Raw genomic sequence first — 14964 nt, 5'->3', positions numbered from 1 at the left:
GACTCAGCGCATCTAGGTGCAGCCGCAACCGACGCGGCGGCCAAGGACCACGCGCGCCAAAAGCGGGCACGCTTCCTCGAAACGGCGCTTAGCGATACCCTCCGGCGTCATCGGCGGGGCCATCGCACGCTATCACCCTGACACCAAGGAGTGGGACGGCAGCGAACTTGCCGATCGGCACCTGGGTTGTCTGGCCGCCTATGCCGACGTGACTTTCGTTGATAAGCGTACGCTTGAGGCGTCACGACAGGCGAAACAGAAATCGAAAGCATTTGCGTCAGTGGTCCGCTCCATCGAGCGCGCGGCGGACTACGTCACTATCGCTCAGAAGCTTGGCCACGAGGCGGGAACGACCGAGATCTAACCTCTCGGCTACCGTCCCGTTGGGGCGCCATCTGAACTCCCGAGCGGCCAAGGCTGTTGATGACTTTCAGATGGGGGTTTCCCACATACAGATTGAGTCTGTTGCAGTTGACCTATAATCAGAATCATCGGGCGCCGGTCCAAGAGATTAAATGAGCGCTAGCGTCGCCTGAGTTTGCAGCCCTGAAAATCCGATGAAAAGGCGAGCGATCAAGACATCGCTGACGCCACCAAAGCTACGCCTGAGCCCGGAAAGCTGAAACGCTACCAAAAGCGGAGTCTGTTCGCAGACTGATAAGGTTTCTAACAAAAGCTTATCAGTACACGATGCCTGACCTCGCCGGGGGAACGAACCGGCCTCTCAAATTGTCATGCCGACAAATCTAAGCTGGGAGAGTTCCTCGATCGCATGACGCACGCCCTCTCGCCCGACGCCGCTTTGCTTGACGCCTCCGAATGGATAATTGTCGAGACGAAAGCGTGTGGCTTCGTTGATCCAGAGCGCGCCGACATCGAAATCGTCGGCAAACCGCAGGACTGCACCGAGATCTCGCGTGAAGACCGCCCCCTGCAGGCCAAATGGTGAATCATTGGCGAGTGCGAGGGCTTCGTCGATCTGTTCGAATGACGCAACGACCGCGACAGGACCGAAGACCTCTTCACGCCATAAGCGAGCGTTGCTGGATACATCGACCAGAATCCCCGGAGACACAACGGCGCCTTTCCGTGTCGGTTCAAGCGCGTAGCGGGCGCCATGCGCGATCGCGTCGGCACACATTACCGTCACGCGTTCGGCGGCCGCAGCGCTGACCATCGGCCCGACATCCGTCGTCGGCTCGGTAGCTTCTCCCACCTTGAGCGACTTTGCGGCCTGAACAAAAGCGTCCAGAAACTCTCCAAGGCGGGATCTTGCGACGAGAATGCGCTGGGCGGAGATGCATTGCTGTCCGCTCGCCTCGAAGGCCGCGGAGGCGATCTTCTTCGCTGCGACCGTGACGTCCGCATCATCAAGCACGATATTGGCGGCGTTGGATCCGAGCTCTGCGAGAAATTTCTTTGCACCTGCCGCTCGTGCCAGCGCTTCACCGCCGCTAGTGCTGCCCGTGAAGGAGACCGCGCGGACGCCTTCGTGTGCGGCCAAGGCCGCGGCCGTCTCCTTGTCACCAGTGACGACGGTGAAAAGGTTTTCAGGCCAGCCAGCATCCAGGAACAGCTGTGCAAGCTTCAGAGCGGTGCGCGTCCCGGCGGGAGCCGGCTTGACCACGATGGCGTTTCCGGCTGCGATGGCCGGCGCGACCTTCTGGACGAGCAGGTTGACTGGAGCGTTGAACGGTGTGATGCCGGCAACTACGCCATAGGGGATGTGGCGCACGAAACCGAAATGGTTCGCGCCTGCAGGTGTCACATCCAGCGGTACGGTCTCGCCGCCGAACTGCGTCAGCGCGGCCGCTGTGGCTTCGAGAAATTCCGCGCCACGGCGGACTTCGAAGGAGGCCATCCGGATCGGCTTGCCCACATCCGTGCATATGATGGCGGCGATGTCGTCGCTGGTCTGCAGCAAGGCCTTTGCCGCCGCCTTGAGCCAGCCGATGCGAACATGGGTCGGCTGCTTCCGGTGCCCGGCAAAGGCGGCGCTTGCCGCCGCCACTGCCTTGTCGACGCCGGGCTGTCCCGCCTCTGCGATCCGCCCGACAATCTTGCCGTCCTGGGGCGCAATTAGGTCGAACACATTTCGCGCGTCCTCAGCGATGTTTCCATCGATGAAGCTGGCGTAGAGAGGCGAGATCATGGGGCGGGTCCGTCTTGCGTTAGCGGGCAGCACGCATGCGCTGGATGTGCATGTTGGCGAGGAACGGCACCAGGGGATGCGTGCCCATCTTCGTCAGCGTCGGGAGATCAAGCGCGATCAGCGCCTGCCGCTGCTCGCTGGCGAGCTTGTACTTGTCCGCGTAGGCGGCGGCATCCTTGACGAACTGGGTGCGGCTCTCGGGCTCATGTGCGAGCGCATGAAGCGCCGACGTCAGTTCGACGAGCTCCGGCCTGATCGAGGGATAGTGCGCTTCGCGCGAAGCTGCCTGCGGGCTGTACCAGCCCAGCGATGCATAGTTGTGATGCCAACTCGGGTCCATCGAGAGCACGTCGGGCTTGCGCTCGCCCAACGCGCCGGCCGCGCAGGCCCAGCATCGGAGTTCGATATTGCCCGTGTCATCGAGCTCCACCTCATCATAGCCAATCAGTGACTTGAGGTTGCCGATGGCGAGCTTGTCCAGAACCTTGTTGTCCCAGCTGAGCTCCGGATTCGAGTAGCGGTCCGTTCCAGGAAAATGCGACATGCCGCCGCTCGAGAGCACGACGGTCTTGAGGCCCATCGCCGTCACGGTGCGCGCCACGGCCTGGCCGAAGGCATAGCAACGCTCCATCGTTGGCTGCGGCGGCAGGTAAGCGTTGACGTAAATCGGAAGCACCGGCTCCGTCAGCCCGAGATGGGTGAGGGGAATGCCAATCGCGTAGTCGATCTTGGCGGTGCTGGTGAAGGCGGGATCGAAGTTCTGGCGATAAAGCTGCCGGACGAGCTCGAAGCCAATCTCGCTCGGGACCTTCCAGTGGAACTTGCGACCGGCGAATTCGCCGCTGGCCTCGCCGCCGACATGCACCGTGAAGGGCGGCGCCGCGTTGTGGAAGAACTGCTCGGCATGATCATTCGAGAAGATGATCCAGAGATCCGGCTTCAGCGCCTTGAGCTTCTCGCCGAGATCGGCGGCGACCTGCCTTACTTTCTCGACCACCGTCTTGTCTTCGGTGTCGGGCATGGTGAAGAATTGAGGCGCGTGGGGCAGCATGGCGCCGCCAACAACCGTGGACATCATGGGGTGTTCCTCCTGAGTAGGTGGACTGCTTCTCTTCCCCGAAATTACGCGGCTTGCCACGCGGCGCGTTAGCGCTATTCTGTCAGATAATTGTTATGAAACGACAGAAAGCATGAGCCATATTCATCCTGACGTCTTGATCCCGCCGGATGGAGAGTCGGCGCGCCGGGTGGTGGCGTATGTGCTGGATCTCAAACGTGGCGGAGGGCGTCCTCTGCACAAGCATGATCGTGCCCAGCTCCTGGCCGTGACCTCTGGATCGATCGCCGTGGTGGCGGAAGGCGCGACCTTTGTGGCGCCGCCCGAGCGGGGCGTGTGGGTTCCGGCGCATACCTTGCATGAGACCCGACATCTTGCATCGACTCGTCTGCGAACGCTTTACATCGAAGCAAGCGCTTACCCGGAGTTGCCGGATCGTACGACCGTGGTCCAGATCAACCCGCTGATGCGGGAGTTGCTGTCAGCGATCGTCGCACGTCCGCGCGATTACGCAGAAGCGGGGCCCGACGGCCGCCTGATAGACGTGATGCTCGACCAGATCGCGGCTTCGCGTGCGTTACCGCTTAATCTTCCCATTCCAACCTCGGCGTCGCTTCGAGGAGTGGCGATGGAGATTCTGGAGCGGCCCGCGGAAACCCCGGACATACACGAATTATCGGGTTCTCTCCACATGTCGACGCGCACATTGCAGCGGCAGTTCAAGACCGAGACCGGGCTGTCGCTGCGAAGCTTCAGGCGTCAGGCCAAGCTCCTGAAGGCGCTCGAATTGCTGTCAGCCCGAACGCCAGTGAGCCGGATCTCCGATCAGCTCGGCTTCGGCGAGCCGAGCGCTTTCATCTCGATGTTCAGAGCCGCCTACGGTGTGACGCCGGGGCGCTATCTCTCGCGGGACTAAATCACCGCGGATGGGAGATGAAGTCGAGCATAGCGAGCCCCAGCTCATCTTCGGCCGTGTTGATGTGCCCGATCGAGGACGTATGATTGTGCCCCCGCAACCACATCGACGGCGGTGAACGACGCTTTGCCACCGCGAGGCGAAAGCACAGCTCGGCGCAGTGCACATCGATCAGTGGATTCTCGAACTCGGCCCAGGCGACAAAAGTGGGAACGCTGCTCTCGTCGATATGCGACACCGGGGAAAAATCGGCCAATGCATCGGTGTTGTCCGTCCCGTAGTAGCTGACAACCTTCTTCGCATTGGGATTCTCGACCCGCGTTTCGGCCCGCACCCTGCCACTGATGACGAGATGTCCAGCCAATCCCGGTCCGGCAGCCGGGTGATGCCGTTTGTCATAGGCATAGCTGCCGGTATGCGCCGCACCTGCGGAGTGCCCCATGAGGAAGATGCGATTGCGATCTATTCCGATCTCGCTGGCGTGCTCGTGCGCCCAGGCAACCACTGCGGCGACATCCTCAGTCGCGCCGGGATAGAGGGTGTCGTCGGCCAAGCGGTATCCGATATTGATCCCAACGACACCATTGCGCGCGAAATATCGTAGGACGTTGGCATAGATTTCGTCGGTCCGGTTGCGATGACCGTCGAGGAAGGCGCCGCCGTGCGCAAACAGAACCGCCGCGCGGCTCTCGTCTGAGCCGGCGGGCAGATAGATGTCGAATCTTTGGCGCGGATGCGTGCCGTAGGGGAGGTCCATCCTGACATCGATGTCTTCCGTTGACGCTGGCCGATGTATCTCGCTGAATTTTTCGAGCATCAGCTTGACATACTTGGCCGGAGACCACTGGGGGCCGATCTCGGCCATCAGCTCGCGCAACTCGTTCGGAATGCCAGGGCGTGTTCGGTCCATTGATTACTGAGGCCTTATACGATGATGCGCCTGGCACGATGTTCGATCAGACGAACCAGGCTAAGCGCGGTCAGCTCAGATGATTTCGGGTTGGTCGCGAGCGGCTTGTTCTCGAGTGTGATATCCATGCGGCCGAACGCGCCGCTGGCGATGATGCGGTGACCGTTCATCGTCGAGGCCGGATCTGCGATCAGTTCGACGCGCGTTTGATCAAGCCCGATTCCGGCGAGCGAGGTGACCACCGTCGCGTTGGCGTTTTGCGGATAGGTCGCGGCCGCCTGCCGCGCCGTTCCGGTGAAAAACACCGTCCGTTCGCCCATGGTATCGAGGGCAACGAGCCGTTCCGCCGGAGTATTGATCCAGGCGCGGGGCGGCTTGACGATCTGATGAACGACGTCGTCGATTCCCAGCACGGCGGCGCTCGCGAGCGCATCAATGCCGCCGATCGCGCCCGACGGCAGCTCGATCCGGCTGCCGTGTTGCTCGGCTAGGTCGTTTAGCCAGGAGAGCAGACCGTCGTCGCTGAAGGCGCTGGTGGACGCCGTGATCATGGCGGGACTGGCGGCGAGCGCAGCGGGCGCCCACTGCGAAATGGCAGCGCGGCCGGCCGCCTCGATCACGAGGTCGGGCCTGATGGCCGCAAGTTCGTCCGGTGAGCCGAGAAATGCAACGCCGGGCGGCAGCTCGGCGCGCGCCCGTGGCGTATCCATCGTCGCGATGGCGGCAATCTCCACTGGTGTTTCGCGCTGCTTCAGCAGGGCGCCGACGCGCGAATTGATCGCGCCCCAGCCGATGAACACCAGCCGCGGAGGTTTGGACGCCACTCTAAGCATTAGATCGTATCCTCTCGATTGGCGCGCAGCACGGAACGTGGCGCCGGCTTGCCGCGAGCACCGCGCTTGGTTGCGGATGTTTGCCCCTTGACCGGCTTCGCCGCCGCGCCTTGCGCCTGACGGTGCGCCAGCATCAGGCGGCCGACGTGCTCCAGATGCTCGCGCATCGCAAGGCCGGCAGCTTCCGTCTGGCCTTTCAGGATGGCCTGCAAGAGATCGGTGTGGCTGCTCGCGCTGTCTGAGGTGACCGATTCGCCGAAATTGACGCGATAGCGCTCGCGATGGACGTGCCACATCACTTTTTCATGCAAATCCATAAGCGACCGGTTGCCGGTGCCGTGCACGATTGCGAGGTGAAACGCGTCGTTCAGCGTATAGTAGCGCGCGGCGTCTCCGGTTTTGGCGGCGGAATTCATCTCACGTTGTATCCGCTGAATCTCGCGCAGCACTTCGGGCCTACCGGCCTCGGCTACGCGCGTCGCTGCAAGCTGTTCGAGAGCAATCAGGACTTCCATGTGCTCGCCGACCTCTGCCTCGTCTGGGTCCGTAACAACTGCCCCGACGTGCGGAATGAGGCGGACAAGACCTTCCAATTCCAAGGTCGTCAGTGCCTGCCGCAACGGAGTGCGGGAAACGCCGAACTCCTTGCAGAGCAGGGGCTCTGACAGTCGCTCGCCGGACTTCCACCGGTTCTCGATGATGTCCTTGCGCAGATGAGGCAGGATCTGGTCGTGCATCGGCGCGTAGCGCACGACCGAGTTGTTCTGCTTCCCTGTCATATCGATTTTATCCGACTTGCCCACCGCGACCTCCCTGGAAGGTAGGCCTTGTGAGCGGGGGATTGACTCTTTGCAAGTATCCGTAGATCGTATACGAAATACGATATCCAATCACAAGAGGCGAGCCGTTGACAGCCGGAGAGATCGCTAAGAACAGGGAGCAGGGGATCGGCGCGTCGGTCAGGCGCAAGGAGGACGCCCGCTATCTCGAGGGTAAGGGCGAATACCTCGCCGACTTGCAGGTCCCCGGAATGGCGGAGGTCGCGTTCCTGCGCAGTCCGGTGGCGCATGCGCATATCCGCGCCATCGAGATTCCTGAGCAGTATCGCGACCAGGTGTTCGTGGCCGCCGATCTCGCCTTTGCGGCACCGATCGTCGCCGTCAGTGCGGCGAAGGGATTCAAGCGGTCGGAGTATCACCCCCTCACGGGTGACAAGGCGCGCTTCGTCGGCGACCTGATCGCGATCTGCATTGCCCCAACACGGGCCGAGGCCGAGGATATCGCCGCCGCCTGCATCGTCCACTTCGACGAAATCGCGGCCATCTGGGATATCGACGTTGCGCTCAAGCCTGACGCGCCGCGCGTCCACGAGCACTGGTCCGACAACATCTACGTCGAGAGCAAGATCCAGACCGGCGACCTCGACGACGTCCGCAAGAACGCGGCTGTGAAGGTCCACAAGACCCTGCGGATGGGCCGTCACGCCGGCGTTTCGATGGAGGGTCGCGGTGTCCTTGCGCACTACGACCGACGTCTCGATGAGCTCGTCGTCTATAGTTCCACGCAGTTTCCCCACGTCATACGCACCATTATGGCCGAATGCCTCGGCATCTCGGAGAGCAAGCTGCGGGTGATCGCCCCGGACGTCGGCGGTGGTTTCGGGCCGAAGAACAATTTCCAGCCCGAAGAGCTCGCGATCGCGGCGCTGTCCATGAAGCTCAACCGCCCGCTGCGCTGGGTCGAAGACCGTCGCGAGCACCTGATCGCCTCGCCGCACGCGCGCGAGCACCGCTATGATCTGATGGCCTACGCCGACAGCAAGGGCCGCATCCTGGGGTTAGAGGCGGAAGTCGTAGTCGATGCCGGCGCCTATTCCGTGTGGCCGTGGACCGCCGGAATGGAGGCCGGGATGTCGGCCGGCATCATGACCGGGCCGTATGACATCCGCGTCTATCACGCGCGCGCCGTCAGTGTCGCCACGAACAAGTCGCCGCTCGGCCCCTATCGCGGGGTCGGACGAAGCGGCGCCTGTTTCGCGATCGAAACCCTGGTGGATGCCGTCGCTCGCGCGGTCAATCGCGAGCCGATGGATGTCCGCATGGAGAACATGGTGCCGCCGGAGGCGATGCCGTACAGCTCCGCCACGCACAAGCTCTACGACAGCGGCGACTATCCGCAATGCGCGTTGCAGGCGCGCCGGGCCATCGATCTGGAAGGTGTTCGCGAGCGACAGCAAAGGGGTGAGCCGGACGGACGCCTGATCGGCGTCGGCATGGCGAGCTATACCGAGCAGTCAGCCCATGGCACGGCCGAGTGGGTCGCGCGCGGTCTGCCAGTCGTATTCGGCTACGAGCCGGCGCTGGCGCGCTTCACGCCCGACGGCAAGCTCATCCTTTTCGTCGGCATCCAGAACCATGGACAGGGCCTGGAGACGACACTGGCGCAAGTGGCGCATCAGGAGCTTGGCATTGCCGTCGACGACGTCATCGTCCGCCATGGCGACAGCTCGGTCTCGCCTTACGGCATGGGCACCTTCGCCTCGCGCAGCATGACCATGTCGGGCGGCGCCGTGTCGGCGGCCTGCGTCATCCTCGCGGACAAGATCGCACGCATAGGTGCGCATCTGCTGCAGGCCCCGAAGGAGATGGTGAGGCTGGCCGACGGCAAGGTCCATTTCGGCGAGCAGAGCGTCGGCTTCCGGGATATCGCGCAGGCGGCGTTTCTCCATCCAGAGCGGCTCCCGGTCGGCGAAGACCCCGCGCTCGAGGCGAATGCGGTCTATCAGCCCGGACGGAGCACCGGCGCATTCTCCTATGCGACGCATGCCTGCACGGTCGCCGTCGATCCCGGGACAGGGCAGGTCGAGATTCTCGATTACGTAGTTTGTCACGACTGTGGCACCATGGTGAACCCGATGATCGTCGAGGCCCAGGTGGTCGGCGGCGTGGCGCAGGGGCTCGGCACTGCGCTCTACGAGGAAATCCCCTACGACGAGAACGGGCAGCCACTGGCCTCGACGTTCCTCGATTACACGATTCCGGGCTTCACCGAGGTGCCCGACGTTCGCGTGCTGCACATGGAGACGCCGTCACCGCACACGCGATTCGGCATCAAGGGAATGGGCGAGGGCGGTGCTATTGCGCCTCCGGCCGTCGTGGTCAACGCGATCAACGATGCGCTGCGTCCTCTGGGCGTCGAGATCAACGAAACGCCGGCGACGCCAGATCGCGTTCTCGAGAGGATCGTGGCAGCAAAGGGAGACCGCCGATGAAGCCGGCTCCGTTCGCTTACCATCGCGCGACCTCGATCGAGGACGCGATCGCGCAACTCAACGACGACGAGACGATCGCACGACCGCTGGCCGGGGGGCAGTCGCTGGTTCCCATGCTCAACCTCCGCCTCGCGCCGGTGCAGAAGCTGGTCGATCTCGGCCGTATCGAAACGCTTCGACGCGTCGATGAGCAGGCTGGCCGTATCGCCTATGGTGCATTGCTTCCGCATGCCGCCTTCGAGGACGGCCGCGTCCCGGATGGTAGCAATGGGCTAATGAGCTTCATCGGCGGGCAAATTGCCTACCGGGCCGTGCGCACGCGCGGCACGATCGGAGGCGCGCTCGCCTTGGCCGATCCTGCGGCGGATTGGCTCACGACCGTGATTGCACTCGATGGGCAAGTGGTGCTGGTCGGCCCGCGTGGCCGCCGCAGCCTCGCCGCCGCTGACTTCGTCACCGGACCGTACATGACGGCGCTCGACCAGGCCGAGCTGCTTGAAAGCGTGGTCATCCCGCGTCGTGCGAAGACCGAGCGTTGGGGTCACTATAAGGTGACCCGGAAGACCGGCGAATACGCCGACTCGATGGCGATTGCGCTGTTCGATCCTGACGCGCGGAAGGCGCGCATCGTCGTTGGTGCCGTGAATGGAGCGCCAATTGTCCTGACGAAAACCGCGCTCGAAATCGGCGAGGGAGCGAATGAAGAGCGGCTCCAGGCGGCCATCGGGCAGGAACTCGCCGAGAGCGACCGTGCCTTCTCGCCCGCCAAGCTGAAACTGCACGTCACAGCCGCGCTGCGCGCGATCAGGAAAGCCGGCTTGTCATGAAGACCGAAATCACACTCACTATCAATGGCAAGCAGCGCAAGGCGCTGGTCGAGCCGAGACAGAGCCTCGCCGACCTCTTGCGCGAGGATATGCGCCTGACCGCTACCCATCTCGGCTGCGAGCATGGCGTCTGCGGAGCGTGCACGATCCTGCTGAACGGCGAGCCGGCGCGCGCCTGCATTGCGCTTGCCATCACGCTGGACGGAAGCGAGGTGCGCACCCTCGAAGGGCTGCAGGATGATCCGCTGATGGGCGTCCTCAAGCAATCCTTCCACGAGGAGCACGGCCTGCAGTGCGGGTTCTGCACGCCGGGGATGCTGATCAGCAGCCATGATCTGTTGCAGCGAAAGAAAGGTCTTGATGAAGAGCAGATCCGCGTCGCTATGAGCGGCAATCTGTGCCGGTGCACGGGCTACCAGGGCATCGTGCGCTCCATCAAGGCAGCCGCCGACAAATGGGCAGAGAAAATGACCGCCAGTGAGGAGGTCGCCTCGTGAAGATTGAGAAGTCCTTCGATATCAGGCAGCCGCGCGAGCAAGTCTGGGACAGGCTGAACGACGTGCGCTTCGTCGCCGAGTGTCTCCCAGGGGCATCGATCGTGAGCGAGCTTGGCGAGAACCGCTACAAGGGAAAGATGTCGGTCAAGGTTGGGCCGATGGCCGCGACATTCAACGGCGATATCGCCATCGACAGCCACCGCGAGAACTGGAGCTGCGTGGTGTCCGGCAAGGGTGCGGATTCGGGATCTGGCTCGCGCGCCTCTGGAAGCATGAGCTATTCGCTTGCGGACGGCAGCTCACCCGCGACGACGCGGGTCGACATCGTCTCCGATATCAACCTTGCGGGCCCGCTGGCGCAGTTCAGCAAGGGACCGATCGTCCAGGAAATCGCTAACCGGATCACTGCGGCCTTCATCGCCAACTTCGAATCGAGGCTGACGGCGGCGGCCCCGGGATCCGGCGAAACGGCGGCGGCGTCGCCGGCCGCGTCCGCGCCGCCAAAGCAACAGCCGCTCGATGCCGGAGGTCTGCTCTGGGCCGTTCTGCGCGACCGGCTGCGTTCCTTCTTCCGGGGATTGTTCGGCAAGTCCCCGGCCTGATCGTGAAATGACTTAAGCCGTAAACGCACAAGGAAATTCACATGTATTTGCGAAAAAGCTTGGTTCTTGGTCTCCTCCCGCTGCTGCTCCCCGCCTTGGCCTACGCCGAGGACACCGTGAAGATCGGCGTCATCCAGCCGCTGACCGGGTCGGTCGCCTACAACGGTACGACAGACGTCAACGGCATCAAGCTGGCGCTCGGCGAAATCAACGCCAAGGGCGGCGTGCTCGGCAAGAAGGTCGAGCTCGTGATCGAGGACGGCCAGTGCAAGCCGGCGAACACAGTCAACGCGGCCGAGAAGCTGACCCAGCGCGACAAGGTCGTGGCGCTCATCGGCGCGTTCTGCAGCTCGGCTACGGCGGCCGTCATGCCGGTCGCGCAAAGCGCCAAGGTGCCCCTGGTGACCGGCGTCTCGTCGGCTGCAAACCTGACCGAAAAGGGAAATACCTGGTTCTTCCGCGCCACCGAAACGGACGCGCTGCTCGCCAAGTCGTTTGCCAAGATTCTTGTCAATCAGCTCAAGCTGAAGAAGGTGGCCTACATCGGCGTGAATGACGACTTCGGCCGTGGCGGTGTCGAAGAGTTCGAGAAGCAGATGAGTGCGCTTGGTGCTACGACCGTGATGAAGGAATATTTCGAGCACGGTACATCGGACTACTACACCCTGCTCACCAAGCTGAAGGCCTCGGGCGCCGACGGCGCGTTCGTGGCTGTGGAGACCCAGGACGGTTCGACCTTTGTCAAGCAGAAGGCGGAGCTTGGTCTTTCAACCAAGGTGTTCGGCGTCGGCTCCTGGGCTACGGCTGATTTCATGCAACTCGCGGGCCCGGCCTCGAATGGCATCTATGCCGCCGTGCCTTATGCCTCGACGATGAAGACGCCGAAGAACGAGGCTTTCGTGAAGGCCTATCAGGATCAGTACAAGGTTGCGCCGGGCAAATATTCGGCCGCGGGCTACAATACGCTCAACATCGTCGTCGATGCCATCGCACGCGCGCAGTCTACCGACTCCGGCAAGGTCCGCGAAGCCCTGCTCAAGACGGACTACGAAGGCCCGAACGGGCACTTCCATTTCGATGAGAAGGGCCAGGCCACGGGCTTCACGGTGGTGCTGGTTCAGCTCGAGAACGGCGTTCCCGTCGTCGTCGAATCCAACACGGTAGAAAAGTGATGTCGAGGGCGGAGGCAGTGCAGGCTGCCTCCGCCGCTTGATCTCGGGAACCAGTAGATCGCGATGGACCTCCTTCTTCAGCTTGTGGCCAACGGCCTTGTCCTGGGGGCGTTCTACGCCCTGTCGGCATTGGGACTGACCCTGGTATTCGGCCTGATGCGCGTCGTGAACTTCGCGCATGGCGAACTCTATGTCATCGGCGGACTGTTCGGCTGGGCGCTAACGGTGGTGTTCGGCTGGAACTACTTTCTTGCGCTCGTCGTCGTCGTGATCGCGCTCGGTATTCTCGGCTATCTCATCGACCAAGTCCTGGTCGCGCGGGTGCGCGGGCAGGGCGAGGAGCCCACGATCCTGCTCACGATCGGCCTGTCGATCTTCATCGCGAACACGGCTCTTTTGATCGTCGGCACGACGCCTGTAACGGTTGCCTCGCCGTTCGCGAGCAAGCCGCTCTTCCTTGGCCCCGTAGTCATCACGCAGGCCCGGCTGGTGCTCGTTGTGATCTGCGCGGTGCTGATCGGCGCAGCCAATCTCCTGATCCAGAAGACCACGCTTGGCCGCGCTATGCGCGCCACGTTCCAGGATCCGATGGCGGCTCAGCTGGTCGGCATCCGGACCCCGCGCATCTATGGTTTCACCTTCGCGCTCGGCGCCACGCTGGCCGGCGCGGCCGGGATGTTGCTCGGCTCAATCTACGTCGTGGAGGCGAGCACTGGCGGCATTATCAGTCTGAAGGCGTTCGTAGTCGTCATCCTCGGCGGCATGGGCAGCTTCGCCGGCGCGGTGGCCGGCGGCCTGATCCTCGGCCTCACCGAAGCGCTTTGGGGGGGCTACGTATCGACCGGATACGTCGATGCCATCGGATTTGCGCTCGTCATCGTGACCCTGCTGGTACGCCCATACGGGTTGTTCAGCCGAAGAGCCGAGCGCGCGTGATGACGTTCGAACGCAATTTCCTCCTCGCTGCGGTCGCGCTGGGCGCGCTGATACCGCTCGTGGCCTTTAATGAATACGCCCTGCACATCGGGATCATGATCATGTTCTCAGTGATGCTGGCAACGAGCCTCAATCTGATCGTCGGTTACGTCGGAGAATTTCCGCTCGGCCACACCGCGTTCTTCGGAATCGGAGCCTACAGTGCCGCGCTGCTATCGGTACGGCTCGGACTACCGATCTACACCACGATCCCGCTTGCCGCCGTCGTGGCTGCAATCGCGGGCCTCGGCATCGGCGCGGTGACGCTGCGCCTGCGCGGACCCTTCTTCGTCATCGTGACGCTCTGCTTCGCGGAGGTGCTTCGGCTGGTTGCAAATAACTGGATCGACCTGACCAACGGGCCAATGGGCGTCTCGGGAATTGCCAAGCCGGCTTCAATCGCCGGCGCAACCGGCGTGCAACAGAAGCTCTGGTTCTATTATGCCGGCCTGTTGCTCGCCGCCATATCGCTCCTGATCAGCTATCGTTTCGTTTATTCGAACATCGGGCGCGCGGCGGTCGCGTTGCGGGAGAACCGGTTCGTCGCGCAGTCGATCGGGATCTGGCCGTTCTATCTGGGCTTGGTCACCTTCGTGCTGGCGGCGGCGGTGGGCGGCCTCGCCGGCGGCTTCTACGCCCACTATATCTCTTATGTCGGTCCCGAAGTGTTCGGCTTTTCCTTCATGATCACCATGATCATCATGGTGCTCGCGGGCGGAAAGGGCACGCTGGCTGGCCCTGTGATCGGTGCGGTGCTCGTCGTCTTTCTTGAAGAGTTCTTGCGCGACTTCAAGGACCTCCGCTTCTCGATCTTCGGGCTCATCGTCGTCGGAGTAGTCATCTTCCTGCCACGCGGCTTGATGGGCTTCATCGGCCGACGGCATGAAAGCTACGAGCGAAGGCCGAGGGGACCTGCGGAAGGTGGCGCGAAGCGGGACCGCGTTGCTCCGGCGCTCAAGCCGGCCGGCCTCAACCGAGGAGGCGCCGCCGATGCTTGAAGTGAGCGGACTATCCAAGCAGTTCGGGGGTTTGAAGGCGCTTTCGGATGTAAGCTTCTCCATCCGCAAGGGCGAGATCATGAGCCTGATCGGTCCGAACGGGGCCGGCAAGACCACTTGCCTCAACCTCGTGACGGGGTTCTTCAAGCCCAGTGCCGGAACCGTGCGCTACTGCGACGACGACATCACAGGGCTTCAACCCTATGCCGCCGCCCAGCGGGGCCTCGTTCGCACATTCCAGAAGACCAACGTCCTGCGCGGGCTCACCGTGTTCGGCAACGTGCTGACCGCCCGCTACCGTCATGGCGAGAGGTCGCTGTGGCGAACCTTCTTCGCCGGCGGCGGCGTGCGCGAGCGTCAGCTTCGTGATGAGGCGGCAGCCCTGATCGAGACCGTTGGTCTCGGCGCGCGAATGAACACGGACGCGGACTCACTGTCCTGTGGCGAACTTCGCCTGCTCGAAGTGGCCGTCGCCCTCGGCGCCGGTCCAAAGCTGCTGATCCTCGACGAGCCCGCGGCAGGCTTGAACACCCATGAGGCGGATCGACTTGGTGATGTCCTGAAGGGGCTGGTGAAGGACCATGTCGAGGCCATGCTGCTCGTCGAGCACAACATGGCGCTGGTGATGGCCGTATCGGATCACATCGTCGTCCTGGATTTCGGCCGAAAGATCGCGGTGGGGACGCCGCTCGAGGTGAGGACTAATCCCGATGTCGTCACCGCCTACCTTGGTAAACCTGCCGCATGAGCGCCC

General features: G+C 62.9%; 15 protein-coding genes. 10 read left to right on the top strand and 5 right to left on the bottom strand.

What is annotated here, in order from left to right; translation table 11 throughout:
* Positions 1–16 precede the first annotated feature (16 nt).
* Positions 17–364, top strand: coding sequence for a hypothetical protein (locus tag NLM27_RS42100; protein ID WP_254149226.1), 348 nt, complete (start codon positions 17–19; stop codon positions 362–364).
* A 360-nt stretch (positions 365–724) separates the two neighbouring features.
* On the opposite strand, the gene NLM27_RS42095 is transcribed toward NLM27_RS42100, so the two are convergent.
* Positions 725–2152, bottom strand: a complete 1428-nt coding sequence (locus NLM27_RS42095) for an aldehyde dehydrogenase family protein (protein WP_254149225.1) — start codon at positions 2150–2152, stop codon at positions 725–727.
* Positions 2153–2171: 19 nt separating this feature from the next.
* Positions 2172–3230: a hypothetical protein gene (locus tag NLM27_RS42090; RefSeq protein ID WP_254149224.1), complete on the bottom strand. Its 1059-nt coding sequence runs from the start codon at positions 3228–3230 to the stop codon at positions 2172–2174.
* A gap of 112 nt (positions 3231–3342) precedes the next feature.
* On the opposite strand from NLM27_RS42090, the gene NLM27_RS42085 reads away from it, so the two are divergent.
* Positions 3343–4125: a helix-turn-helix transcriptional regulator gene (locus tag NLM27_RS42085; protein WP_254149223.1), complete on the top strand. Its 783-nt coding sequence runs from the start codon at positions 3343–3345 to the stop codon at positions 4123–4125.
* A 1-nt stretch (position 4126) separates the two neighbouring features.
* On the opposite strand, the gene NLM27_RS42080 is transcribed toward NLM27_RS42085, so the two are convergent.
* The 3 genes from NLM27_RS42080 to NLM27_RS42070 are packed head-to-tail and all read right to left on the bottom strand — an operon-like array spanning position 4127 to position 6671.
* Positions 4127–4990, bottom strand: coding sequence for an alpha/beta hydrolase (locus NLM27_RS42080; RefSeq protein ID WP_254149222.1), 864 nt, complete (start codon positions 4988–4990; stop codon positions 4127–4129).
* Positions 4991–5049: 59 nt separating this feature from the next.
* Positions 5050–5868, bottom strand: a complete 819-nt coding sequence (locus tag NLM27_RS42075; protein ID WP_254149221.1) for an aspartate dehydrogenase — start codon at positions 5866–5868, stop codon at positions 5050–5052.
* On the bottom strand, positions 5868–6671 hold the full coding sequence (locus NLM27_RS42070; RefSeq protein ID WP_254149220.1) for a GntR family transcriptional regulator: 804 nt from the start codon (positions 6669–6671) through the stop codon (positions 5868–5870). Before NLM27_RS42070 ends, NLM27_RS42075 begins: the two co-directional genes overlap by 1 nt.
* Positions 6672–6775: 104 nt before the next feature.
* On the opposite strand from NLM27_RS42070, the gene NLM27_RS42065 reads away from it, so the two are divergent.
* From NLM27_RS42065 to NLM27_RS42030, 8 genes are all read left to right on the top strand, one after another.
* Positions 6776–9139, top strand: a complete 2364-nt coding sequence (locus tag NLM27_RS42065) for a xanthine dehydrogenase family protein molybdopterin-binding subunit (protein WP_254149219.1) — start codon at positions 6776–6778, stop codon at positions 9137–9139.
* Positions 9136–9966, top strand: coding sequence for a xanthine dehydrogenase family protein subunit M (locus tag NLM27_RS42060; RefSeq protein ID WP_254149218.1), 831 nt, complete (start codon positions 9136–9138; stop codon positions 9964–9966). Before NLM27_RS42065 ends, NLM27_RS42060 begins: the two co-directional genes overlap by 4 nt.
* On the top strand, positions 9963–10463 hold the full coding sequence (locus NLM27_RS42055; protein ID WP_254149217.1) for a (2Fe-2S)-binding protein: 501 nt from the start codon (positions 9963–9965) through the stop codon (positions 10461–10463). Before NLM27_RS42060 ends, NLM27_RS42055 begins: the two co-directional genes overlap by 4 nt.
* The gene (locus tag NLM27_RS42050; protein ID WP_254149216.1) at positions 10460–11065 is read left to right on the top strand and encodes an SRPBCC family protein; all 606 of its coding nucleotides are present in this window, start codon (positions 10460–10462) and stop codon (positions 11063–11065) included. Before NLM27_RS42055 ends, NLM27_RS42050 begins: the two co-directional genes overlap by 4 nt.
* Positions 11066–11106: 41 nt before the next feature.
* Entirely contained in the window at positions 11107–12237 is a 1131-nt protein-coding gene (locus NLM27_RS42045) for an ABC transporter substrate-binding protein (protein WP_254149215.1), read from the top strand.
* Between the two features lie 63 nt (positions 12238–12300).
* The gene (locus NLM27_RS42040) at positions 12301–13173 is read left to right on the top strand and encodes a branched-chain amino acid ABC transporter permease (RefSeq protein WP_254149214.1); all 873 of its coding nucleotides are present in this window, start codon (positions 12301–12303) and stop codon (positions 13171–13173) included.
* On the top strand, positions 13173–14210 hold the full coding sequence (locus NLM27_RS42035; RefSeq protein ID WP_254149213.1) for a branched-chain amino acid ABC transporter permease: 1038 nt from the start codon (positions 13173–13175) through the stop codon (positions 14208–14210). The genes NLM27_RS42040 and NLM27_RS42035 overlap by 1 nt, the downstream gene beginning before the upstream one ends.
* Positions 14203–14958: an ABC transporter ATP-binding protein gene (locus NLM27_RS42030; protein ID WP_254149212.1), complete on the top strand. Its 756-nt coding sequence runs from the start codon at positions 14203–14205 to the stop codon at positions 14956–14958. Before NLM27_RS42035 ends, NLM27_RS42030 begins: the two co-directional genes overlap by 8 nt.
* Positions 14959–14964: the final 6 nt, after the last annotated feature.

This window comes from Bradyrhizobium sp. CCGB12 (assembly GCF_024199845.1).
GTDB lineage: Bacteria > Pseudomonadota > Alphaproteobacteria > Rhizobiales > Xanthobacteraceae > Bradyrhizobium.
Note: the sequence above shows the minus strand (reverse complement) of the source record. Positions and strands in the feature narration are given on the sequence as shown.

Coding starts and splice junctions, on each gene's coding strand:
- NLM27_RS42095 (WP_254149225.1), bottom strand. CDS start 2,152: ATGATCTCGCCTCTCTACGCCAGCTTCATCGATGGAAACATCGCTGAG.
- NLM27_RS42035 (WP_254149213.1), top strand. CDS start 13,173: ATGACGTTCGAACGCAATTTCCTCCTCGCTGCGGTCGCGCTGGGCGCG.
- NLM27_RS42075 (WP_254149221.1), bottom strand. CDS start 5,868: ATGCTTAGAGTGGCGTCCAAACCTCCGCGGCTGGTGTTCATCGGCTGG.
- NLM27_RS42085 (WP_254149223.1), top strand. CDS start 3,343: ATGAGCCATATTCATCCTGACGTCTTGATCCCGCCGGATGGAGAGTCG.
- NLM27_RS42045 (WP_254149215.1), top strand. CDS start 11,107: ATGTATTTGCGAAAAAGCTTGGTTCTTGGTCTCCTCCCGCTGCTGCTC.
- NLM27_RS42030 (WP_254149212.1), top strand. CDS start 14,203: ATGCTTGAAGTGAGCGGACTATCCAAGCAGTTCGGGGGTTTGAAGGCG.
- NLM27_RS42090 (WP_254149224.1), bottom strand. CDS start 3,230: ATGATGTCCACGGTTGTTGGCGGCGCCATGCTGCCCCACGCGCCTCAA.
- NLM27_RS42055 (WP_254149217.1), top strand. CDS start 9,963: ATGAAGACCGAAATCACACTCACTATCAATGGCAAGCAGCGCAAGGCG.
- NLM27_RS42080 (WP_254149222.1), bottom strand. CDS start 4,990: ATGGCCGAGATCGGCCCCCAGTGGTCTCCGGCCAAGTATGTCAAGCTG.
- NLM27_RS42060 (WP_254149218.1), top strand. CDS start 9,136: ATGAAGCCGGCTCCGTTCGCTTACCATCGCGCGACCTCGATCGAGGAC.
- NLM27_RS42040 (WP_254149214.1), top strand. CDS start 12,301: ATGGACCTCCTTCTTCAGCTTGTGGCCAACGGCCTTGTCCTGGGGGCG.